The sequence below is a fragment of the Ectothiorhodospira marina genome, assembly GCF_900109495.1.
In the GTDB taxonomy this organism is placed as follows: Bacteria; Pseudomonadota; Gammaproteobacteria; order Ectothiorhodospirales; family Ectothiorhodospiraceae; genus Ectothiorhodospira; species Ectothiorhodospira marina.
In genome coordinates this window covers 74,644-96,508 of sequence record NZ_FOAA01000012.1, presented here as the reverse complement: position 1 = coordinate 96,508, position 21,865 = coordinate 74,644, and the positions used below count along the sequence as shown (strand labels likewise).

The 21,865-nt window shown below is 61.8% G+C and carries 16 protein-coding genes and 1 tRNA gene; 3 read left to right on the top strand and 14 right to left on the bottom strand.

The genetic code is table 11. The features are described 5' to 3' along the window. Window positions 1-16 precede the first annotated feature (16 nt). The gene (locus BMY52_RS10960; protein ID WP_090254324.1) at window positions 17-511 is read left to right on the top strand and encodes a DUF192 domain-containing protein; all 495 of its coding nucleotides are present in this window, start codon (window positions 17-19) and stop codon (window positions 509-511) included. Here BMY52_RS10960 and BMY52_RS10955 read toward each other — a convergent pair. From BMY52_RS10955 to BMY52_RS10940, 4 genes are all read right to left on the bottom strand, one after another. Further along, window positions 508-9,069 carry a GH36-type glycosyl hydrolase domain-containing protein gene (locus tag BMY52_RS10955; RefSeq protein ID WP_090254322.1) on the bottom strand — a complete coding sequence of 2,854 codons (8,562 nt, stop codon included), beginning with the start codon at window positions 9,067-9,069 and terminating at the stop codon, window positions 508-510. The two genes, BMY52_RS10960 and BMY52_RS10955, sit on opposite strands and share 4 nt — an antisense overlap. A gap of 59 nt (window positions 9,070-9,128) precedes the next feature. Continuing rightward, window positions 9,129-9,443: a BON domain-containing protein gene (locus tag BMY52_RS10950; protein WP_090254320.1), complete on the bottom strand. Its 315-nt coding sequence runs from the start codon at window positions 9,441-9,443 to the stop codon at window positions 9,129-9,131. 114 nt (window positions 9,444-9,557) lie between these two features. Next, complete coding sequence (locus BMY52_RS10945; RefSeq protein WP_090254389.1) at window positions 9,558-9,737, bottom strand: CsbD family protein; 180 nt, start codon at window positions 9,735-9,737, stop codon at window positions 9,558-9,560. Window positions 9,738-9,798: 61 nt separating this feature from the next. Further along, the gene (locus BMY52_RS10940; RefSeq protein ID WP_090254318.1) at window positions 9,799-9,990 is read right to left on the bottom strand and encodes a hypothetical protein; all 192 of its coding nucleotides are present in this window, start codon (window positions 9,988-9,990) and stop codon (window positions 9,799-9,801) included. Window positions 9,991-10,133: 143 nt separating this feature from the next. Here BMY52_RS10940 and BMY52_RS10935 point away from each other — a divergent pair, with 143 nt between their 5' ends. Next, the gene (locus tag BMY52_RS10935) at window positions 10,134-10,295 is read left to right on the top strand and encodes a hypothetical protein (protein ID WP_090254387.1); all 162 of its coding nucleotides are present in this window, start codon (window positions 10,134-10,136) and stop codon (window positions 10,293-10,295) included. Window positions 10,296-10,331: 36 nt separating this feature from the next. Here BMY52_RS10935 and BMY52_RS10930 read toward each other — a convergent pair whose 3' ends face one another. From BMY52_RS10930 to BMY52_RS10920, 3 genes are all read right to left on the bottom strand, one after another. After that, the gene (locus BMY52_RS10930) at window positions 10,332-10,622 is read right to left on the bottom strand and encodes a DUF2254 family protein (RefSeq protein ID WP_090254316.1); all 291 of its coding nucleotides are present in this window, start codon (window positions 10,620-10,622) and stop codon (window positions 10,332-10,334) included. Window positions 10,623-10,706: 84 nt separating this feature from the next. Continuing rightward, window positions 10,707-11,138 (bottom strand): DUF1523 family protein, encoded by a 432-nt coding sequence (locus BMY52_RS10925; RefSeq protein ID WP_090254314.1) that lies wholly within the window; start codon window positions 11,136-11,138, stop codon window positions 10,707-10,709. A gap of 379 nt (window positions 11,139-11,517) precedes the next feature. Then, the gene (locus BMY52_RS10920) at window positions 11,518-12,555 is read right to left on the bottom strand and encodes a fatty acid desaturase (protein WP_090254312.1); all 1,038 of its coding nucleotides are present in this window, start codon (window positions 12,553-12,555) and stop codon (window positions 11,518-11,520) included. Between the two features lie 259 nt (window positions 12,556-12,814). On the opposite strand from BMY52_RS10920, the gene BMY52_RS10915 reads away from it, so the two are divergent. Next, the gene (locus BMY52_RS10915; RefSeq protein ID WP_090254310.1) at window positions 12,815-13,564 is read left to right on the top strand and encodes a Crp/Fnr family transcriptional regulator; all 750 of its coding nucleotides are present in this window, start codon (window positions 12,815-12,817) and stop codon (window positions 13,562-13,564) included. An 81-nt stretch (window positions 13,565-13,645) separates the two neighbouring features. On the opposite strand, the gene BMY52_RS10910 is transcribed toward BMY52_RS10915, so the two are convergent. From BMY52_RS10910 to BMY52_RS10880, 7 genes are all read right to left on the bottom strand, one after another. After that, complete coding sequence (locus tag BMY52_RS10910) at window positions 13,646-15,862, bottom strand: putative bifunctional diguanylate cyclase/phosphodiesterase (RefSeq protein ID WP_090254308.1); 2,217 nt, start codon at window positions 15,860-15,862, stop codon at window positions 13,646-13,648. Then, window positions 15,852-18,500, bottom strand: a complete 2,649-nt coding sequence (locus BMY52_RS10905) for a chemotaxis protein CheB (RefSeq protein WP_245740799.1) — start codon at window positions 18,498-18,500, stop codon at window positions 15,852-15,854. The genes BMY52_RS10910 and BMY52_RS10905 overlap by 11 nt, the downstream gene beginning before the upstream one ends. A 119-nt stretch (window positions 18,501-18,619) precedes the next feature. Further along, on the bottom strand, window positions 18,620-19,252 hold the full coding sequence (locus BMY52_RS10900) for a LysE family translocator (protein ID WP_245740798.1): 633 nt from the start codon (window positions 19,250-19,252) through the stop codon (window positions 18,620-18,622). A gap of 75 nt (window positions 19,253-19,327) precedes the next feature. Then, window positions 19,328-19,404 (bottom strand) — tRNA-Met (locus BMY52_RS10895). Between the two features lie 46 nt (window positions 19,405-19,450). Beyond that, on the bottom strand, window positions 19,451-20,542 hold the full coding sequence (gene ychF / locus BMY52_RS10890) for a redox-regulated ATPase YchF (protein WP_090254306.1): 1,092 nt from the start codon (window positions 20,540-20,542) through the stop codon (window positions 19,451-19,453). A gap of 43 nt (window positions 20,543-20,585) precedes the next feature. Further along, a complete protein-coding gene (pth, locus tag BMY52_RS10885) occupies window positions 20,586-21,170 on the bottom strand; it encodes an aminoacyl-tRNA hydrolase (RefSeq protein WP_090254304.1) in 585 nt (194 codons plus the stop codon). A 49-nt stretch (window positions 21,171-21,219) separates the two neighbouring features. Further along, a complete protein-coding gene (locus tag BMY52_RS10880; RefSeq protein WP_090254302.1) occupies window positions 21,220-21,858 on the bottom strand; it encodes a 50S ribosomal protein L25/general stress protein Ctc in 639 nt (212 codons plus the stop codon). Window positions 21,859-21,865: the final 7 nt, after the last annotated feature.

The window sequence follows — 21,865 nt, the reverse complement described above, 5'->3', positions numbered from 1 at the left end:
AAGGGAGTACCGCCGGATGCCAGCAAGGTCTGACAGCCTGTCCAGGCGACTGTTGTTAACGGGCCTCGTTGGCGCCCTGCTGCTGACGGCCTGCCTGCCCCTGTTCCGGAGCGAACACCCTACCGATGGGGCCGCCGCTGTCCTGGTGCCGCTTACCGTGGGCGAACACACCCTCATGGTGGAAAGGGCCATGGACCGGGTCAGCCGCCGCCAGGGCCTGATGTTCCGCGAGCACCTGCCCGACGGCCAGGGGATGCTGTTCGCATGGCCCCACGATGCCCACTACAGCATGTGGATGAAGAACACCTATATCCCTCTGGATGTGGCCTTCATCAGCGCCGACCATCGCATCACCGACATCATGACCATGCAGCCGGAAACCACCCATCCGCATACCGCCTCGAAGCCGGCGCGCTTCGCCCTGGAGGTGAACGCGGGTTGGTTCGAACGTCACGGCATCGAACCGGGGGACAAGGTCGGTGGGGAAGCATTCAGCCCAGCGACACCCTAGCCCAGATCCACCTCGACGTGGTGCGTCCCACCATCGTCCAACAGGGGAATCCGGCCCCAGCCTGCTTCAAACGCAGCGACATCCTCGACCACCCCCCCATCAAGGGTCACTCGAATCACCCGCTGGGACTCCCCGGCCGCATTGCTCACCTTGATATGGTAGAGCGTCTCTCGATACCGGTAGTGAACGGTATAGGCATCCCAGTGACCGGGAATGCAGGGTGCGATACGCAGATGATCCACCCGCAGTTGCAGACCCAGCAGGGTCTCCAGGGTGAGCCGGTACATCCAGCCCGCTGCCCCGGTATACCAGGTCCAGCCGCCGCGCCCCGTGTGGGGCGGCGCACCGTAGACATCCGCACTCATGACATACGGCTCCACCTTGTAGCGCGCCACCGCCTCAGGCGTATCGCCATGGTTGACGGGGTTGAGCAGGGCGTAGCACTCCCAGGCCCGCCGCCTGTCGCCCATCCGGGCGAAGGCCATCGTGGTCCAGATCGCGGCATGGGTATATTGACCGCCATTCTCGCGCACCCCCGGCACATACCCCTTGATGTATCCGGGCTCCAGGGCAGACTGATCAAAGGGCGGGTCGAGCAGACGGATCAGCCCCTCGCCTCGGCTCACCAGATACTGATCCACCGCCTCCATCGCCTGACAGGCGCGCCCGGGATCGCCAGCGCCCGAGAGAATGGCCCAACTCTGGCTGATGGCGTCGATGCGGCACTCATCGTTGACGGCGGACCCCAAGGGGGTGCCGTCGTCGAACCAGGCCCGTCGATACCAGGCGCCATCCCAGGCGCTTGCTTCGATATGGCCACGCAATTGCTCGGCCTGCCCGAGGCAAAACTCGGCAAATTCGCCGTCATCCCGGCTCCGGGCAAGGCAGGCAAACTGCTGCAGGGCATCGAACAGGAACCACGCCAGCCAGACGCTTTCACCCCGGCCTTCGTGGCCCACCCGATTCATGCCATCATTCCAGTCGCCGCCCCCCATCAACGGCAATTGATGAACACCGAAACGCAAACCATGCCTGAGGGCTCGAACGCAGTGCTCATAGAGACCGGCCACTTCCGGGGAACGTTGCGGATGGCTGTAGCTGGCCTCCTCATCGGGATTGAGCTCGCGCCCCTCCAGGAAATGAACCGGCTCTTCCAGCACACCGGTATCGCCGGTGGCCGTCACGTAGTGGCAGGTCACATAGGGCAGCCAGAGGTAGTCATCAGAAAAATGAGTGCGGACACCCTGGCCGCCGGGAGGATGCCACCAGTGCTGCACATCCCCCTTGAGGAACTGGCGTCCGGCGCAGCGAAGCAACTGCGCCCGGGCCAGTTCGGGGGTGGTATGGATCAAGGCCATGACATCCTGCAACTGATCGCGGAAGCCGAAGGCACCACCGGACTGATAATAGCCGCTGCGTGCCCACAGGCGGCTGGACAGGGTCTGATAAACCAGCCAGCCGTTGGTCAGCACGTTCAGTGCCGGGTCGGGCGTCTCCACCTGAACCGCGCCCAGGGTGTGATTCCAGTATTCCCATACGCCTTCCAGGGCCTGATGCGCGCCCGCCTGGCCCCCGAACCGGTGGATGAAATCTCCCACTTCATCCACGCTCGTCGCTGCGCCAAAAAGAAACACGACTTCGGCGGACTGTCCCGCCCCCAGTTCCACCCGACCCTGCACCGCCGCGCAGGGATCCAGCCCCGCTCCGGTTCTGCCTGACAGGCGCTTGCGACGCATGGCCGCTGGCCTGGCCATGGAACCGTTACGACCGATGAACTCCGTACGCCCACCACTGATCGAGCGGTCCCGCTCGCTCACATGGGCAAAGACCAGCCGACGGGACCACTCGCGCCCGTAGGCATTACGCGCCAGCAGCGCCCCCGTATGGGGCTCCATTTCGGTGACGATATGCATCAGATTGGCATGCCGCCATTCGCCGAGCACCAGCTCCCAGTACCCGGTCACAGACAATCGCCGTGTACGCCGGGAATGGTTGTGCAACTTGATCACCACACATTTGACCGGTGCATCCAGGGTGACATAGGTGCGCCATTCCGAGGCGATACCCGACTCCTGATACTCGAACACGCTGTAGCCGAAGCCATGTCGACAGACATAACCGTTGCGCCCTCGGGCCGGCAGCGGCGTCGGCGACCAGAAGGCTCCGGTTTCCTCGTCGCGGATATAGAAGGCCTCGCCGCTGGTGTCGGACAGAGGGTCGTTGTGCCACTGAGTCAACCGGAACTCGTGGGCATTGTCCACCCAGGTATAGGCACTGCCCGCGTCACTCACCACCGTGCCGATGTGCGGACTGGCAATCACGTTCACCCAAGGGGCCGGTGTTTGCTGTCCCGGTGCCAGGGTGATGACATACTCCCTGCCATCGGGCGTAAAACCACCCAGACCATTGTTGAAAATGCGATCCCGTGCCACGGGGAGCGGCGCAACCTCGGTCGCCAGCGGCCGCACCGGCTCCAGCCAATCCGACCGGCGCCCTGCCGAAACCCGACGCTCCACCGGCTCGATCAGGGTATCCGCCGTATCGCTGAAGACGATGCGCGCCACCGTCTGCAACAGCACCCGCTCGTCCTCCGACAACTCTTCGGCACGGCGCGGAAAGACCCCCCCCGGCTTGTCCAGCATCTGCGCTTCGGGGCCTGAATGGATCAGACCCATGATCCGGTCCTGCAGGACTGCCCGGTAGCCTGAAAAGTCCTCATTCAGGATGACCAGATCAGCCATCAGTCCCTTCATCCGCCAGTAGGCGTGGGCCTGCAAGACCTGTTTGACCCGGTCAATGCGATGGATGTCACCAATATGCAACAGGACGATGGGCAGATCCCCGGAGATGGCAAAACGCCACAGGCCCGACTGCCCCAGTTGATTGCGGGCGATGACCCCCGGTGCGGCGCGGCGCAGTGCGCTAGCGAAGACCACCGAGGTGGCCAGGCGCCCATACACCTGGACCTCAGCCTCGGAGGCATTCAGGGCGCGCAACACCTCCTGACTGTGGAACCAGGCCATCTCGAAGGCGCGTTCAACGAAGTGCCGATCGCAATACTTCTCCAGCAAGGCCAGTGCCGCCTCCCGGGTATCGGCAACACCAGAGATGATCTGGACACTCGCCGACTCATCGGGTGTCAGGGTGACGGTGCGACGGATGGCCACGATGGGATCCAGTACCTCCCCCGATGTGTTGGAAAGACGCTCGATCGACGGGGACGCATCCAGCACCAGCGGGTTGACCGGTGTGCGACCCCGCCCCACGAAGCGGACACGATCGGTCTCAAAGGACGGCGCATCCACCACGGCCCCCGGGGCAGCCATGAGATGAAACATCCAGGGCACCTGTTCATCCGGGGTGCGCCGCCGCCGCGTGCACAAGATGGCCTGATGATCGGGCAGAATCTCCGTCTGCACGAACAGATTACTGAACGCACGATGGGCCAGGTCGGCTGCCAACGGTGCCAGGACCACCTCCGCATAGCTGGTCAGCTCGATATGACGCGGCCGGGACGACTGATTGGTCAGGGTGACACGGCGAATCTCCACATCATCCTCGGCAGAGACGCTGATTTCGGTGTGGGTATCGATGGCCTGGTCACTTCGCCGGTATTCGGCACGGGCCTGCACGAAGATGGCCTCATAGTGATCCGCGCGGCGCAGCGTGGGCTGATGGGCACTGGACCAATACTGCCCGCTGTCGCGGTCGCGCAGGTAGATGAAGGTGCCCCAGGCGTCGGTGGTGACATCCTCGCGCCAGCGGGTCACGGCCAGCTCATGCCGGCGGCTGTAGCCACCGCCGGCATGGGTGGCCATGACGTGGTAGCGGCCGTTGGACAGCAAATGCACCTCGGGTATCTGCGTGGTGGTTTGCTTGAACACCCGCATGATACTGCCCAGCTCGGCATCGGGTGGCTGGGCGGAAGCACTCACCTCGGCGGCATGAGGATGCAAGGTGGCCCCCTGCCTGGGAACACGCTCCTGCAACAGCAACTCTGTCGCCCTCACTCGCGGATCGGCCCTGAACCGACGCTGCATGGGCTGCCCCAGCAACACATGGGCAAAGGCCAGCAGGCTCATGCCCTGGTGGTGGGCCATGAAGCTGCGCACAATGAAACAGGGCTTGCCCCGAGGCACCCGGGACGGTGTGTAATCCACCGCCTCGTAAAAGCCATAGGCACCGAGAAAGCCCGTCTCGGCCAGCCGTTCCAGGTTCCGGCAGGCCTGCCCGGGCAGTACCGTCAGTGCCAGTGCCGTGGCATAGGGGGCAATCACCAGATCCTCACCCAATCCTCGCTTGAAACCCAGACCGGGCACGCCAAAGGCCCGGTACTGGTAGACCTGGCTCATATCGGTCACGTTATAGCAGGATTCAGAAATCCCCCAGGGCACCGCCCGCTGCCGGCCATATTCAATCTGACGCAACACGGCTGCCTTGCAGGTTTGCGCCAGCAGGGTGTTGGCAAAGCTGGGCATGATCAGTTGCGGCATCAGGTACTCAAACATCGACCCGCTCCAGGAAATCAGGCTGACATCTCCCCCATGACTGGTCAGCAGGCGCCCCAGGGCAAACCAGTGTTTCTGGGGCAGTTGCCCCTGAGCAATCAGCAAAAAGCTGGCCAGGCGTGCTTCCGAGGCCAACAGGTCATAACAGGCCGGATCACGGCGGCGCTCACTCACGTCGTAGCCAATGGCCAACAATCCGGAGGGGGCATCGTAGAGGAACTCGAAATCCATCCTGGCCAGATGACGGCAACGGCCAATCAGGTCATCGATGAGGTCCAGCTGCGCCCGGGCACCCTCGCCCGTCGTCTCCACTGTGGCCAGCAGGCCCCGTGAGGGCCCCGCTGCCGTCACCGCCCCACCCCCAGGGAACAGCCCCACCCACTCGTCCCTCAGGGCAGTCACCTGCCGATCAAAGGCCTGAACCCAGTAGCTCGATGCCGCTGCCCCGCTCTCTCCCAGGAGGGCAGCCGCACCCCCGCCTTTCTGAATCGCTTCCAGGGCGGCAATGAGGTCGTTGATGGATATGGACACCCCTTTTGCCGAAGCCTCTTTCAACTCGTCCCGCATCCGCTGGACCCGACCTTCAAGCTCCACCAGGGTCGCGGATGATGCAATGCCCTGCTCGCCCAACACCCCCAGGGTATCCAGTAGACCCTGGAATGCCTGGGGTGATGGCACCGGCTGATCCTTCAGTTCGGCCAGCCCGGCTTGCAGCGTGAGCAAGGCTCCAGCGAGATTACCGCTATCCACCGAGGACACATATCTAGGCTGCAGTGGCTCCAGGGTACGAGTGTCATACCAATTGTAGAAATGCCCCCGATAGCGCTCCAGGCGCTCCAACGTGGATAGGGTCTGGTCGATGCGCTCAAGGCATTCGCCCGTGGTTACATAGCCGAAGTCATGGGCAGCCAGATCCGCCAGCAAGGCCATGCCGATATTGGTCGGCGAGGTGCGTGAGGCCACCATCGGCGCCGGGGTTTCCTGAAAATTATCCGGGGGCAGCCAGTGATCCTCCGGCCCCACAAAGTCGGCAAAGTAACGCCAGGTCTTGCGGGCTGACCGGCGCAGAAAGACCTCCTGTACCTCGCTCAGGCGGGGTATGCGATCGCCCGGCGGTCGACTGATCCACCAGCCGATACCTGGCGACACCAGCCACGGCAACAAAAATGGGGCAGCAAACACCCCTTGCGTCATCCAGGCGTTTCCAGCGGACCAGGCCATACCGGCGCCCACACCCAGTGCCAGGGCCGGCGCGATCCACATCTCCCGGCAATAGTCCGTGAGTGTCCGGCGGGCATGACGACGGGAATAGCCGGGCAAGTGCCAAAGCAGGAGACCGCGACGGGTAAACAGCATTCGCCCCCAGGAACAGGCGATGCCCCCCAGGCAGATCCGGACGTCGTAAGGCAGAAACACCAAGGTCAGCAGGGCCTGGGCCAGTGGGCGTACCATGGCCCGTCCGGTCAGACTCAGATGGACTCGACGATCCCGGTCCCGCGGGCGGCGCCACAGTTCGATCAGCGCGGGCAGCAGAGTGGGCACAACCACCAGCATCAGCACCAGCAGGCTCCAGAACCACACCGGCCCGGCACCCGACAGCCACCCCCCCAGTAGCAAGGCCAGCAAGGAGGGCGCCACCAGACTGCGGCGCAGATTGTCGAACAGCTTCCAGCGGGACAGGGCCGACAGGGGGTTGGGCACCCGCGTGGGAGTGTGTCCCTGCGGGGCCGGCACCCACGGCAGCAACCAGCCCACCAATTGCCAGTCGCCCCGTATCCAGCGGTGGCGACGGCTGGCTTCAGCGGGATAAGCGGCCGGGAGTTCTTCAAGCAGATCCACATCGGTCACCAGCGCCGAACGAGCATAGCCTCCCTCCAGCAGATCGTGACTGAGAATGAGATTTTCCGGCAGGCGGCCATCGATGGCCTGACGAAAAGCGTCCACGTCGTAAATGCCCTTGCCGACGAAGGAGCCTTCGCCGAACAGGTCCTGATACACATCGGAGACCTCGCGTGTATAGGGGTCCATGCCCGGCTCACCAGCGAACAGCCTGGAAAAACGCGATTGATGGGCGCTGTTCAAGCTGATGGAGGTGCGGGGCTGCAGAATGCCGTAACCCTCAACGATGCGACCCTTGTCCGGATCATGCACGGGTCGGTTGAGCGGATGCGCCAGGTTCCCCACCAGTTGACGCGCAGCATCCCGTGGCAACTGGGTATCGGTGTCCAGAGTGATGACGAAACGGATGGATGACAGCTGGCGGGTATCCCCAATGATCTCTGAAAAGGCCCCCACCGCCCCGCCTCTGAGAAGGGCATTGAATTGTTCCAGCTTGCCACGCTTGCGCTCGTAGCCCATCCACACCCGTTCGAACGGGTTCCATACCCGAGGCCGATGGAACAGATAAAAAATGCCGGGCCGATCGTCCCGATAACGCTGGTTGAGTCGTTCGACCGCCGCCCGGGCCTGCTCGAGCAGGGCCGCGTCCTCCGGCTGCACCGCTTGGTGGGCATCACAAAAATCCGTGAGCAAGGCAAAGAACAGCTGGGGATCCCGGTTGCCCAGATAACGAATTTCCAGCGCATCCAGCAGACGGTCGATATCCTTGGGTCCGGTCAACAAGGTGGGCACAATCACCATGGTGCGCTGAGCCTTGGGGATCCCGCCGGAAAAATCCATACGCGGCAGAACCCTGGGTGGCAGGCACAGTGTGACCAATAGATTGACCAGCGAGACAACCGGCGCCGACACAGCAATCAGCAAAGGGATCACCAGGCCCCAGGCCCATCCCGTGCCCGGCTCGAATCTCTCCACAAACCACAGCACGCCCGTCACCACCAGCAATGAGAGCAACGCCACCGCTCCCAGATACAGGGGCAAGCGCGCCGGTCGACAACGCCGCGCCAGCCGCACGGTACCGGGCATGTGGCAATTTACCGCCTGCTCCAGTGCTGCTCGCCCCCGATCGATCAGGTAATAGCCCACATGGGCGCTGCGGTCCTGCTCTCCCCGCTGGGTCGCTGCGCTACGGGCAAGATCGACCGCTGCCCGGGCTACATCCTGCTCGGGACAGGCCGCTGCCCGGGCCACGTCCTCCACCACGTGTCGATAACGATCCCGGGTGACAAAATCCTGCTGGGCATGCGTCCCCATGGGGTCATCCCGCAGAATCTGCTCGACCACACTGAGCGACTCAACGTAATCCTTCCAGTCCATGCTGCTGATGAAACGCAGGCTGCCGATGCTGTTGGCCATGGAAATCTGGTTGGCGGCGGCCGTGCGTCCGGCCACTTCCAACAACTGCTCGGCGGTCACCCCCTGCTCCAGCAGCTTGTGCTCCACCCAGGTCTGAATAAAGGCCAGAGCCGGCCCCTGGGCCTGGAGTGCCGCATCAAAGGCCTCCACGAACGGGGCTGTCAGCGGCACATCCGCCCGTGCAAATTCAGCCAGTAATTGGATGAGTTGCCCGGGATCCTGCTCGGCCGTCACCAGCATGCGATCCGCCCAGGCAAGGGCCGCGTCACGCTCCCGACGACGCCGGGCAATACTCAACCCGACCCGGCGCAGATTCTCCAGCAGCGCCAACTGCAACATGATCGGGAAGGCCCATAATTCGCCGACCTTGAGGGGCTCAACGGACTGATAGGCAGCGAGAAACTGGGTGGCGGTGTCGCCATCGACCCGGCCATCCATATGGGAAATCAGCTCCAGTGCCAGATCATAGACACGCGGGAACCCGGCAGATGGACCATCGACCAGTCGAGGTAGCTGCCGGCTGTACCCGCGTGGCAAATGCCGTCGGGCCTGGCTGACCTGCTGTTCGATCAGATAGAAATTATCCAGCAGCCAGGCCTCTGCCGGCATGACCCGTTGACCCGGCGAAGCGGCGGCAGTGACCACATCGTAGGCCGCCAGCAAGACTCGCGCATTGTCCGCCAGTCGGGGCAGCAATCGATCGGGTCCCGGACGGGGCGAGAGACGGTGTCGCCCGGCCAGAGCCACCGCATGGCGCTTGAGTTGTTCGAGGCTGAACAACTCGGCACGCAACAATTCAACATCACCGGCATCACTTGGCGGATGCCGTCGCCCTGCTGACCACAAGCGAAACCTCACTTGACGCGCATGTCGTTCATCACATCCTTCACGCCGCCCACGCCACGGGCCACCTCCACCGCCCGGTTGATCTCAGCCCTGGAACTCACAAAGCCACTGAGCTGAACCACCCCCTCATAGGTCTCGACACTGATCTCGGTCACATGCAGATCGGGGTCATTGAGTATCGCCGTCTTGACCTTGGTCGTGATCACGGCGTCATCCACATATTCTCCGGTCGACTGCTGAGTAGAAGAGCCCGCACAGCTCACCATCGCCAACAGCGCGAAGGCCATGAACAATACCGAGCCATATCTTAGCCATGCATTCATGATGACAACTCCAGAAAAAATCGCGGGGAAAAGAGGGAGGAGCTTTGAACTGTCGGGCCACCGGACACGAAACTTCCGGCCGCCCGACGACAGACATCAGCCGACCACAACGGACTAGTGCGAATCCTTTTTGAGGTCCTCCTTCACATCGCCGTATTCGGCCTGAACGTGGCCGGCACCCTTCTCGATTTTCCCTTTCGCTTCCAGCTTTTCATTGCCGACCGCGCGGCCGGTGACTTCCTTGACCTTGCCCGTGGCCTCCTTGGCCCGGCCCTTCACCTGATCTTTGTTCATGATCTTCACCCGATAACGTAAGACAATGCGGGGGTTACCTTCAGCATGTGCACCCCGTTGGTCAGTCACGGGCATCCTCGCCCGCATCCTGAATGTTGTCACCCGCCCTTTCGAGGGAGTCGCCTGCTTCGTCCATGGCGTCATCGACGTTCTCGCCGGCCTGCTGAGCCGGCCCCTTATCACAACCCGATAAGGCAACGAGCAGCAGTCCCGGGACCAAGGCAGCGCCAGTCCATATTCTGAATGTCTTCATGTGCTTTCTCCTGGTGACGGCTGCTTCCAGGCCTGGAAGCCAACCTGTGACCCTGACGAGGCTACACCCGACCCGTCCGGCAGTCTGTCCGCTACCGAACATAGAACCTTGCGGCGGCTCGCAAGGCCGTGCAGAGCGAGGACATGGACAAGGCCGAGCGCTTGGCCGAACAGTCCCGTGTGAATGCAGAACTCGCATCCGCCAAAGCCGGGCTGATAAAGGCCAAGGCGATCAATGAAGAAATGGAAACCAGCATCGAAGTGCTGAAACAGGAAATGCAACGCGGATCAGGAGAACGTCCATGAAAACGCCCTATTCCCCCCTGTCCCGCGTCGCCTCCATCATGGCAGCCAGCTTGCTCCTGGTGGCATGCGCAGCATCGATGACCGTGCCGCCGGGTGCCGCCTCGGGCCGTCAATACACGTCATCGCAGTAAACGGATCGTTGATGCCAGGCGAGAGTGCGCGCAACGCCACCTCCACCAGGCGCCGGACAAAGTACTCGAGATCTTGTTCCTCAGTGGGCTGACTGCCGATCACGAACGCACGACAGATCGCTTCGGCATCCCCGTCTTCATACTCTTTACTCCTGACAACTACGGTGAGTGGCTCCGAATGATCCAACAGGATCATTCAGTCGCCATAATCCAGAGTAAACAAAGAACCATCCGGGCTCTGTTCGCTGGCGAACAAAGCGAAATCCATTGTGCAACGCGATCAGTCGGTGGTCTCGGGCAGGGGGACGTCGGGGGATGACCCTGGGGAGCGGGTTGATGCCTGGGTACAATGCTTCGGGGCATCAATTGATGTGGCGTTAGGAAACATGTTCAGGAACGAAATGCGCCAGCCATATCCATTGATGGTGACAGGCACCTCCGGGCATTGTTCCTCAATCCGGCTCGCAAGAGCCTGCAGATTGGCTGAGTCAAATTTAAAGTACGGAGGGAAAAAACCGGCATCCTCGTTACGAAAGATCAAGGTTTTGGATGTACCAGGATAGACCGTTTCCAGGCGGTATTGGATTTCCCTTCCATCGCCGGTGGTGCCGGAAATCTGCACCTCCCAGGAATTCGGCCCCCAGCGGAGCCATGTGAAGGACAAGATCGCGATCAAGACAACAACCAGGATGAGGATGAAATTCTTCTTCATGGGGCGCTCGGGCTCATTGAATATGCTGACTGAATGGACAGATTCAAGACCTGGAAGCCAGCCGGTTCATTGCAGGGAAGCTACGATTTGCCCTGCCATCTGTCTGTTTGCTGCCGCACAAAGCCAGGAGTGGCACGAAAACCGCAAGCGTGTTGCGATGCCTGGCCGACGGATGAACTCTCTGTGCGGCGCCGCACCGACGCGACGTCCAGATCTACCTACCATCGTAAGCGAATAACCGGGTTCTTGCACTCCAGCAGGACCCGCGCATCCAGAGGAGAAGCTCATGAATCAGATCATTTATATCGTCGGTGCCATCGTGATCATCCTGTTCATCCTTGGTTTCCTCGGCTTTCGCTGAAGAATTGACTGCCTGCATTTAGGCACTTTGTCGGGGCGCCTTCGTCGCTTGCTCAAAGGGCACGAGGCGCCGCTGCTCCTCGTCCCACAGGGCAAGCCGGGCACATCGCAGGCTCTCCTGCAGGGTGACACGACTGGTCTGTCTGAGCTGCGGATGCGCCTCCATCACTTCGGGTAACCGGTAGAACGGGACGCGGCTGGCCAAGTGGTGGACATGATGTAAACCGATATTGGCGGTCATCCAGCGCAAGGGGGCGGGCAGGTCATAGTATGAACTGCCATACAGGGCTGTTTCGTGGAATGTCCACTCGTTGTCATGGGCCCAGCGGGTATGCTCGAACTGGTGCTGGATATAGAACAACCAGACGCCCATCGTCCCGGCAAGCACCGTGATGGGCAGTTGCACAATAAGGAATTCACCCACCCCCACCAGCGAGATCATCGCGGCGGCAAGAAGCACGATGGCCACATTGGTGCCCATGGTACTCACCCAGGGCATCCATCCCGCACGCATGAAGCCCACGGGCACGCGGTTGTACAGAATGAATAGATACGCAGGGCCCAGGCCGAACAGCACCAGAGGGTGCCGGTACAGGCGATAGCGCAGACGCTGCGCCCGCGGCAGGGCCTGATATTCGTGCACAGTCAGGGTATCGATGCTCCCCACATGTGCGCGTTCCAGATTGCCAGAGTGCTTGTGATGGAGCGCGTGTGTGTGGCGCCAGAAATCATAAGGCGTCAGTGTCAAGACGCCGATGGCCCGTCCCACCCAGTCGTTGACGCGGCGGGAGAGAAAGAACGATCCATGCCCGCAGTCATGCTGGATCATGAACAAGCGGACCAGAAAGCCGGCGGCAGGTACGACCAGTAGCAGGCCGATCCAGTAGCCGGCACTTACGCTGGCCCAGGTGAGAAACCAGAAGAGGCCGAACGGAAGGATGGTGATCGCCAGTTCAAGCAAACTGCGGACCAGGCTGGGATGACGATAGTCGGCCAGCGCGTGCTGTAACGCTCGGGGGTCCGCAATGGCTTCGGAAGGGGTGGCTGTTGGCTTCATGAGGGGACTCCAGAAAAGACTCGGCACTCGGACCGGGGCCTTGAGACCCATTGCCGAGGCGCCTTTTTTGACTCAGGGCTTCCACCGGTATCGTCACGGTGGCCGTCTGGTTCACTATCGATTCTGGAGGCAGTGGATGTCTGTTCGGTACCACACATGGCGGTTGCAAAGCCCACGGATCGGCAAAGAGTTCACATTTTTTTGCTCCGACGTCTGGTTATACTGCCCAGAAAAATGACTGGCGAAAGGGACCTCCCTCATGCATGTCGTACCAAGCCCCAGGGTCAACCAACTCATTGCCCTGCTGCCGAATAAAGATTACAAGCACCTGCTCCCCGGCCTGGAACTCGTTTCACTCCCTCTGGGGCAGATGATCTACGAGCCCGGCGTCCAGATGGAGTATGTCTACTTCCCCATCGACGCCATTGTCTCCCTGCTCTATGTGATGGAGGATGGCTCCTCGGCGGAAATCGCAGTGGTGGGCAGGGACGGTGTGGTCGGGGTCGCACTGTTCATGGGCGGCGAGAGCACCCCGAGTCAGGCGGTGGTACAAAGTGCCGGGCAGGCCTATCGACTGAGCGCCCGGCACCTCAAGGAGGCCTTCCATCGCGTGGGCGGGCGTCGCCAAGGCATATTGCACAATCTGCTGCTGCGCTACGCCCAGGCACTGCTCACCCAGATGGCCCAGACTGCGGTCTGCAACCGCCACCACACCCTGGACCAGCAACTATGCCGGTGGCTGCTTCTGTCCCTTGATCGCTTGCCATCCAATCAGCTTCACATGACCCAGGAGTTGATCGCCAACATGCTTGGCGTCAGGCGCGAAGGCGTGACGGAGGCTGCCGGTAAACTGCAACGGGCGGGCCTCATCACCTATCATCGCGGCCACATCACCGTTCTGGACCGGGAAGGCCTGGAAGCGCGCAGTTGCGAATGCTATGCCGTGGTCAAACGCGAATGTGATCGGCTCATTGTAGAAACCCCGGCGCACCACTCATCCACGAGCTAATCCGTACGCTGGCGCACAGAAAAAGCTGGTGCTGGCGGGACGCCTGTAACATCAAGCTGTCACATCAAAGGGCCGGCGGGCTCAAGGTGAGGCAGAGAGCTCTCTGGCGGGCAGCGGCTTGCCAAAGAGATGGCCCTGGGCGTAGTCACACCCCGCCGCCATCAGCAGTTCGCGTTGCGCGGGGGTCTCCACCCCCTCCGCGATCACCCGCAGGCCCAGGCGATGGGCCATGTTGATCAGGGTGGTCACGATGGTCTGATCGGTGGCGTGATTCGGCATGTTCTGCACGAATTCGTGGTCGATCTTCAGCATGTCGATGGGGTAACGCTGCAGATAGGGGATGCCCGTGCGACTGATGCCAAATTGGCTCAGCGCAATCTTCAGGCCACTACCGTGGACCTGCGCAAACCAGTCATAGACCTGTTCCCCATCTTCCTGCAGCAGGCGTTCGGTAATCTCGATGACCACGGACTCCGGCGCCACACCGGAGGACTCCAGCTGTGCCTTCCAGGCATCCACACCCTGGGCATCCACGAAACGGTGAGCCGACTCATTGATGGCCACTTGCAGAGGCTGCTGCTCACGGCCGCGCTCGGCATTGAGTCGCTTGATGACGGCCAGCGACTCCTGAAACACCCACTGATCGATCTGGCGCACCAGGCTGCATTCCTGTGCCACGCCCAGGAACTGCCCGGCATGGAGCATGCCGCGCTCCGGGTGGTCCCAGCGTAGCAAGGCTTCGATCATGACGGTTCGTTTGGTTTCCAGCTGGATAATGGGCTGGAAATGCAGCAAAAATTGCCCCTGCTCCAAGGCCCCGGGCAGATCGCTCATCAAGGCATTGCGAAGTTCCAGGGCCGCATTGCCCTGGCTCGAGTAATGCCTCAGACGACGCCCCCCAGCCTGTTTGGCAGCGTACATGGCCTGGTCCGCGGCCCTCAGCAAATCCTTGAGTTCAACACCATCGGCGGGACAAAAGGCGACGCCGATACTGGCGGAGAGACTGAGTTCGTGGCCCTCCACCATAAAGGGTTGATCCATGGCGGTGATGATCTTGCCGGCCAGATCATCCACACCCGCTTCGCCCGACAGATCTCCCATGATCACCGTGAATTCATCGCCGCTGAGCCGGGCTATGGTATCGCTCTTGCGCACATGCCGGCTGATGCGTCGGGCCGCCTCCACCAATACGGCATCACCGACATCGTGCCCAAAGCGGTCATTCACCTCCTTGAACTTGTCCAGGTCCAGGAACAGCAGGGCCAGAAATTGTCCATGGCGCCGTACCCGCGTGATGCCCTGGCGCAGGCGATCCTGGAATAGTTGTCGGTTGGGCAGGCCCGTGAGTGAGTCAAAATTGGCCTGGCGCCATATGGCCTCCTCCGCTCGGCGTTGTTCGGTGATATCCCGGAACACGGTGATGCAGCGCATGGGACGGCACTGATCATCCTTCAGCAGATGGATCGCGGCCCAGGCCATATAATCGCCGCCGGACTTGTGACGATGCCAGATCTCGCCCTGCCAATGGCCAGTGGTGTTCAGGCTGCGCTGGAGATGCTCATCGAAGGCCTCGGGCTCCCGGTGAGCTCGGATCAGACCGGTGCTCTGGTCGTGCGTCTCATGGGCGGCATAGCCGGTCAGGCGGGTGAAGGCGGGATTGACCGAGACAATGCGCTGGTGGGCATCGGAGATCATCACCGCCTCATCCAGGGCCTCATAGACAGAGGCCGCCACCCTCAAGGCGCGGCGATCCTCCACCATGGCGGTGATATCCGTGCCCGCCAGCAGGCAGTGGGCGGTTTCCATAGGGTGGATGCCGGCCTCGATCTGGAGAACCCGGTCTCCCCCGCTGGCGGGGTGGATGGTGAGTTCATGGCGTTGGGTATACTTGCCAGCAAAGGCCTGGTTCAGCAGGTCCAGGAAAAGCCCGCGCTGATCCTGGGCCACGAACAGGGCCAGCCGCCGATTGACCAGTGCCTGCCGGGGGATGTCCAGCAACCGGGCTGCCGTCAGGTTGGTGCGCAGGATCACTCCCTCGGGGTCCAGGCTGAAATAAGCCACGGGGGCGTGATCGTAGAGTTGTTCAAAGAGATCCCGGGTGCGTTCCGCTTCATCCCGGGCCTGCTGCAGGGCCTCGTTCTGCATCTCCAGTTCGATCTGGTGCACCTGCAGTTCATGCACCAGGGCCCTGAGATTGTCCTGATCGGGAGCAGAACCCGATGGATGCCGACGTTGCTTGAGTGCCTCTTCCGCCTTGCGACGCAATTCCCCCGCATCCCGCGGAATATCACTCGTCATGTTTGCCCGCCTCGCCGGTGTTATCTGAACCTGGTGTGAGCGCTCGGAGCCGAGACTCCAGCACCTTGGCCTTGGTGATGTCCGAGAAGGTGATCACCACACCGGAAATCACATCATCCAGGGTGCGGTAGGGCATGATCTTCACCTGATACCAGCGACCATCGTGGGTGGAAATCTCTTCCAACGAGAACATCAGTGTGTTCAGGACCTCCCGGGCATTATCCAGCAGATCCGGATAGTCCAGGTCGGTCACAATGTCGCTCAGGGGCCTCCCCACATCCCCGGGGAGCAGCTTGAAGATCTGCCGGGCCGGACTGGTGAAGCGCCGAATGGTCAACTCGCTGCTCAGGAAGACCGTCGCAATATCCGTGCTGTTGAACAGGTTATTCATGTCGCTGTTGGCTTCGGTCAGTTCCTCCAGTTTGGCCTGCAACTCCGCGTTCACGGTTTGCAACTCCTCGTTCAGGGACTGCATCTCTTCCTTGGATGTGGTCAGTTCCTCGTTGGTGGATTGTAGCTCTTCATTGGCCGAGCGCAGTTCCTCCTGAGAGGTCTGCATGAATTCCCGGGTGGCGCGCAGTTCTTCCCGGGTCTGATGAAGGGCCTGCTCCAACTCCCGGACCCGCCGGCTCTCCTCATGGACGGGCCAATGGGCCTGATCCTGGTAAAGCTCCGGCGGCAACGCCAGGAAGGAAATCATGAGCATGCCTGCCAGGTCCTGGGGTGCCTGAATCGGGTGCAGGGTCAAGCGAATGGCTCGCCCCTGGCCTTGATCCGAATCCTGGAAGACGAGACGGGTCACGCAGGTTCCCTGGCTGGAAGCCTCGGGGATAGCTACGTCCAGTTCCTGGGCCAGCGCCCCACGCGCCATGACATGGATGTTCCAGTTGGCCTTACCGGCGGCGGGTTCCAGGAACTCAACAATGCGCCCGAAGATGTAGAGGATGTCGCCATCGGCATTGATCAGCACCGCGGGCGGTGCGAAGACGTCCAGTATCAGACGTTCCGCCTGAGTCTGCAGATTGTTATCCGGCGACGTAGAGATGGGGTACACGGCAGTTTCCTGGGCATCCTCAGGTGGAGAGAGGCCCTTGAAGGGCGTATCGGTGAAGCTCGGACGCCCCTCGCCTCGTCGGAACAGATGCGCCCCCTTGTCCACTGGTAGAAACAGATCACCGAGTCGGCCGGTACCTTCGGCGTTGCCCAGAAACAGGACACCACCGGGCAACAGACTGTAATGAAACAGTCGCAATAATTGATTCTGCAGTTCGATATCCAGATAGATCAGGACATTGCGGCAGGTCAGCAGGTCCAGCTTGGTGAAGGGGGGATCCATGATCACGTTTTGGGTCGCAAACACCACGGCTTCACGAATCGTCCGGTTAACCCGGTAACCACCGGCCTCCTGCTGAAAATACTTGCTCAAAAGCGGCTCGGCGACATCAGCGGCGATATTGGCCGGAAAGATACCCTTGCGGGCCTGGTCGATGGCGTGTTCATTCAGGTCCGACGCAAAGATCTGCAGGGTCACCTCCCCGGCGGGGGAGGTCTTATCCAGCGCCTCGCGAAAGGCGATGGCCAGGGAGTAGGCCTCCTCGCCCGTGGAACAGCCCACCACCCAGGCCCGGAGGGTGCGGCCTTCAGGCGCCCCGCCCTGGATCATGGGAATCAGCACCTGCTGTTCCAGGGCCTCCCAGGAGCCCGGATCCCTGAAAAAGTTGGTGACGCCAATGAGCAACTCCTGGAACAGCAGGTCCAGTTCCTGGGGATTACCCCTCAGGAACTGGATATAACCTGACAGATTCTCCAGTTGGTGCAGCCCCATGCGCCGTTCGATGCGCCGACACAGAGTGTTGGTCTTGTAGTGGGAGAAGTCATGGCCCGTGCGTGCACGCAGCAGAACGATGATCTTCTCCAGCCCGGGCTCCGGCTCCGCATCACGAGGATGCCACAGTGCGGCGTCACCCTGTTGGCGTCGCTGGAGGAAGTCGATGATACGCTCAAACATGGCCGCCACTGGCAGGACCACGTCCACTACGCCCGCGTCAATCACGCTACGGGGCATGCCGGGAAACTGGGCTTCCTCCGGGCTCTGCGCCAGGGTGAGGCCACCGTGGTCGCGGATGGCACGCATGCCCAGGGTGCCGTCGGAGCCGGTGCCGGATAGAATCACACCGATGCTGACATTGTCCTCGTCCGTGGCCAGAGAGCGCAGGAAGAAATCAATGGGCAGTCTCACGCCCCGTTCGGCTGGGGGATCCAACAGCTGCAGTCGACTGTGCAACACCGACAGGTCTTTCCCCGGAGGAATGACATAGACTTCACCTGACCGCACTGGCATGCGATCCTCTGCCTCGCGCACCGTCAATGGCGTGATCTTCTGCAGCAACTCTGGAAGCAGCGTACTGCGGCCAGGGGGCAGATGCTGCACCACCACGAAGGCCAGCGCGCAATCCGCCGGCACGGGCGCGAGAAACTGCTCAATGGCTTCCAAGCCCCCGGCCGAGGCACCCACACCCACGATCACGGGCGCCGACTCGGGGACCGCGGATTCAGCAGGTGGCGAAGAGTCCGGGCGCTCCTTCGATGGAGATTCCCTTGACGTCTTGCCGGGGGGTTGCGTCGAGATGTTTGACACAGAGGCACTCCTTGGACGTGTCAAGCCTAACACAACGCCGATGGGCCGCGTCGACTGCGCCGCTTATCGGATACTGCCCCTTTTGCGTCCGGCTGATTGCCTCCCGAGACGTCCCGACCCTAGCCCAGCAGCGCCCTTAGCCCCTCGTACAGCAGCACCGCCGCCAAACCCCACAGCGCCCACCCCAGAGCGCGCACCATCATGACATAGGCTCGCCCCGTCAGCCAGGATCGCGCGCGCGAGGTCATCAGGGCGACACCTATCTTGGCGCCCACCAGCAACAGGTAAAAGGTTGCGACAAAAGCCGCCGGAGCCCATGGGCTGGACTCGGCGGAGCGGATGACAATGGGGCCGCCAACGCTAAGCCAGAACAGATAAGGATGCGGGCTGAGCATGTTGGCCAACACAGCCTTTTGCAGGGAGCGCTCCCGGGGTATGACGCCCTCGCCTGCAAGGACAGGCTGAAAGCGCACAGACTCCCATCCCAGCCAGGCCACCACGCCGGCCCCGATCACGGACAGCCCTCCCAGCACCAACTCCACATCGGCCAACTGCGCCAGGATGAACAGGGTGAGCAGGATGATGGGCAGGTCCGTCAGCAACGGCGCCAAAGCCACCTTCATGCCAGAGCGCACCCCATGCTGCAGCGTCTCGGAGATCACCAGGGCCAGCAAGGGGCCGGGCGCCACGCCGGCGGACAGGCCGAGCACCACGCCCATGAACAGGATAGGGAGGGATTCGGTCGTCGCCAAAAGAGGCCTCCAGAAACGCAGAAAGCCCGGACAATATCCGGGCTTTCTGGTATTGATGCGTCTTATCGAATCGTATGGTGGCTACGGGTGGATTCGAACCACCGACCCCCGCATTATGAGTGCGATGCTCTAACCAGCTGAGCTACGTAGCCATGAGAAGCGCGGTATTTTCATGGTTTCAGGCAGACTTGTCAAGGCCTATACATTGAAGCGGAAGTGCACCACGTCGCCTTCCTTCATGATGTATTCCTTGCCTTCCAGGCGCCATTTGCCGGCATCCTTGGCGCCCTGCTCCCCCTTGCAGGCCACATAGTCATCGTAGGCGATCACTTCTGCCCGGATGAAGCCCTTCTCGAAGTCCGTGTGAATGGCCCCGGCGGCGCGCGGCGCGGTGGCGCCACGCTTGACCGTCCAGGCACGCACTTCTTTCACGCCTGCGGTAAAGAAGGTCTGCAGCCCCAGGAGATCGTAGGCGCCACGGATCACCCGATCCAGACCCGGCTCTTCCAGACCCATCTCGGCGAGGAACTCCACCTTCTCGTCGTCTTCCAGCTGGGCGATCTCTGCCTCAATGGCAGCACATACCGGGATCACCTGAGCCTGTTCAGCTTGAGCCAGTTCGCGCACCCGCTCCAGCAGCGGGTTGTCGGTGAAACCATCATCGTTGACATTGGCGATGAACATGGCCGGCTTGGCGGTGATCAGTTGCAATTCCTTGAGCAGCGGACGCTCCTCGTCGCTGAGTTCCACGGTGCGTGCGGGGCGACCCTCCGCCAGAACGGCCTGAACCTTTTCAGCTACGACCTTGCGGGCAATGGCCTCCTTGTTGCCGGACTTGGCATTACGCACCAGCCGCGTCAGGGCCTTTTCCACCGTATCCAGGTCCGCCAGGGCGAGCTCGGTATGGATCACCTCGATGTCGGAGACCGGGTCCACCCGGCCGGCCACGTGTACCACATCATCATTCTCGAAACAGCGCACCACATGGGTAATGGCATCGGTCTCGCGGATATGGGCCAGAAACTGATTGCCCAGGCCCTCCCCCTTGGACGCACCGGCCACCAGGCCGGCGATGTCCACGAACTCCACGGTGGTCGGCAGCACACGCTCGGGCTTGACGATACCCGCCAGCACCTCAAGACGCGGATCGGGCACCGGCACGACGCCCACGTTGGGGTCAATGGTACAGAAGGGATAGTTCTCGGCCTGGATGCCGGCCTTGGTGAGGGCGTTGAACAGGGTGGACTTGCCCACGTTGGGCAGGCCGACAATACCGCATTTGAGGCTCATGAGGGGTCCGGACTCCGGTCTTGAATTCTTGTCTGGAAGGGGGCTAAGGGCTGGTGTGGAGCTGGTTCATGGCCTTCTGAGCCTCCCCGGCGAACAGCAGCGGAGCGATATCCAGAGCACGCTCGATGCTGTCCTGGATGGCCACATCCTCATCGGGGGCTGGCCGACTGAGGACGAAAGGCACCACGTCATCCCGATGCCCGGGGTGACCCACGCCCAACCTGAGGCGCAAAAAGTCCTTGCCCAGATGGCTCATGATATGACGCAGCCCGTTGTGGCCACCATGCCCCCCGCCGCGCTTGATCCGAGCAGCCCCTGGAGGCAGGTCGATCTCGTCGTGGACCACCAGGATGGCGGCCACGGGAATTCGGTAGAAGTCCGACAACAGGCGAATGGGTTGCCCGCTGTGGTTCATGTAGGCCATGGGCTTGAGCAGCCACACATCCTGACCGCCGATCGTCACCCGGGCCACATCGCCGGCAAAGCGACTCTCGGAGCGGAACTGCCCGCCATGACGCTGGGCCAGGGCGTCCACAAACCAGAACCCGGCATTGTGCCGGGTCCGGTCATACTTGGGGCCGGGATTGCCCAGCCCCGCGATCAGGCGGATCGTGTCCTGTTCACTCATGGCACGCATCCATTCCAGACCTCACCCGACGCCAACCAGCAGCCCATCATCAGGCCTCGGGCGATTCCTCGCCGCCCTCAGCGCCCTCGTCCTCAGCAGCGCTGCCGCCGCGGGTCTTGAGCACGCTCACCACTGGCAGGTCATGATCGGGGCCCTGCGCCAGGGCCGTCAGTGCCACGCCCTGGGGCAGAACCAGCTCCGACAGATGCACGGAATCGCCCACGTTCATCTCGCCCACGTCCACCTCGATGTACTCGGGCAGATCACGGGGCAGGCATTCCACTTCCACTTCCACGGACTGGTGGCTGAGCATGCCGCCGCCCTTCTTCACGCCCACGCAGGTCTCTTCATTGAGGAAGTGCAGGGGCACGTGCACACGCACAGCCTCGTTTTCACTCACACGCTGCAGGTCCATGTGCACCAGGAAGGGCTTGTAGGGGTGACGCTGCAGATCACGCACGATGGCCTTCTCCAGGCGACCATCGATCGTCACATTGAGGATATGGGAATAAAAGGCTTCATGCTCCTGACACAGCCAGACTGCGCTGTGGTCCAGCGTGATGCTCATGGGTTCCTTGCCCGCACCATAGATAATGGCGGGCAGTCGGCCGGCCCGGCGCAGGCGGCGGCTCGCACCCTTGCCCCGCTCCGTACGCGACTCTGCTTGCAGTTCAAAATCCACACTCATGTCTGAC

Excerpts from the sequence above, each read along its gene's own strand:
- BMY52_RS10960 (WP_090254324.1), top strand. The coding sequence starts at position 17 with ATGCCAGCAAGGTCTGACAGCCTGTCCAGGCGACTGTTGTTAACGGGC.
- BMY52_RS10950 (WP_090254320.1), bottom strand. The coding sequence starts at position 9,443 with ATGAATGCATGGCTAAGATATGGCTCGGTATTGTTCATGGCCTTCGCG.
- BMY52_RS10945 (WP_090254389.1), bottom strand. The coding sequence starts at position 9,737 with ATGAACAAAGATCAGGTGAAGGGCCGGGCCAAGGAGGCCACGGGCAAG.
- BMY52_RS10940 (WP_090254318.1), bottom strand. The coding sequence starts at position 9,990 with ATGAAGACATTCAGAATATGGACTGGCGCTGCCTTGGTCCCGGGACTG.
- BMY52_RS10935 (WP_090254387.1), top strand. The coding sequence starts at position 10,134 with ATGGACAAGGCCGAGCGCTTGGCCGAACAGTCCCGTGTGAATGCAGAA.
- BMY52_RS10930 (WP_090254316.1), bottom strand. The coding sequence starts at position 10,622 with ATGATCCTGTTGGATCATTCGGAGCCACTCACCGTAGTTGTCAGGAGT.
- BMY52_RS10925 (WP_090254314.1), bottom strand. The coding sequence starts at position 11,138 with ATGAAGAAGAATTTCATCCTCATCCTGGTTGTTGTCTTGATCGCGATC.
- BMY52_RS10920 (WP_090254312.1), bottom strand. The coding sequence starts at position 12,555 with ATGAAGCCAACAGCCACCCCTTCCGAAGCCATTGCGGACCCCCGAGCG.
- BMY52_RS10915 (WP_090254310.1), top strand. The coding sequence starts at position 12,815 with ATGCATGTCGTACCAAGCCCCAGGGTCAACCAACTCATTGCCCTGCTG.
- BMY52_RS10910 (WP_090254308.1), bottom strand. The coding sequence starts at position 15,862 with ATGACGAGTGATATTCCGCGGGATGCGGGGGAATTGCGTCGCAAGGCG.
- ychF (WP_090254306.1), bottom strand. The coding sequence starts at position 20,542 with ATGAGCCTCAAATGCGGTATTGTCGGCCTGCCCAACGTGGGCAAGTCC.
- pth (WP_090254304.1), bottom strand. The coding sequence starts at position 21,170 with ATGAGTGAACAGGACACGATCCGCCTGATCGCGGGGCTGGGCAATCCC.
- BMY52_RS10880 (WP_090254302.1), bottom strand. The coding sequence starts at position 21,858 with ATGAGTGTGGATTTTGAACTGCAAGCAGAGTCGCGTACGGAGCGGGGC.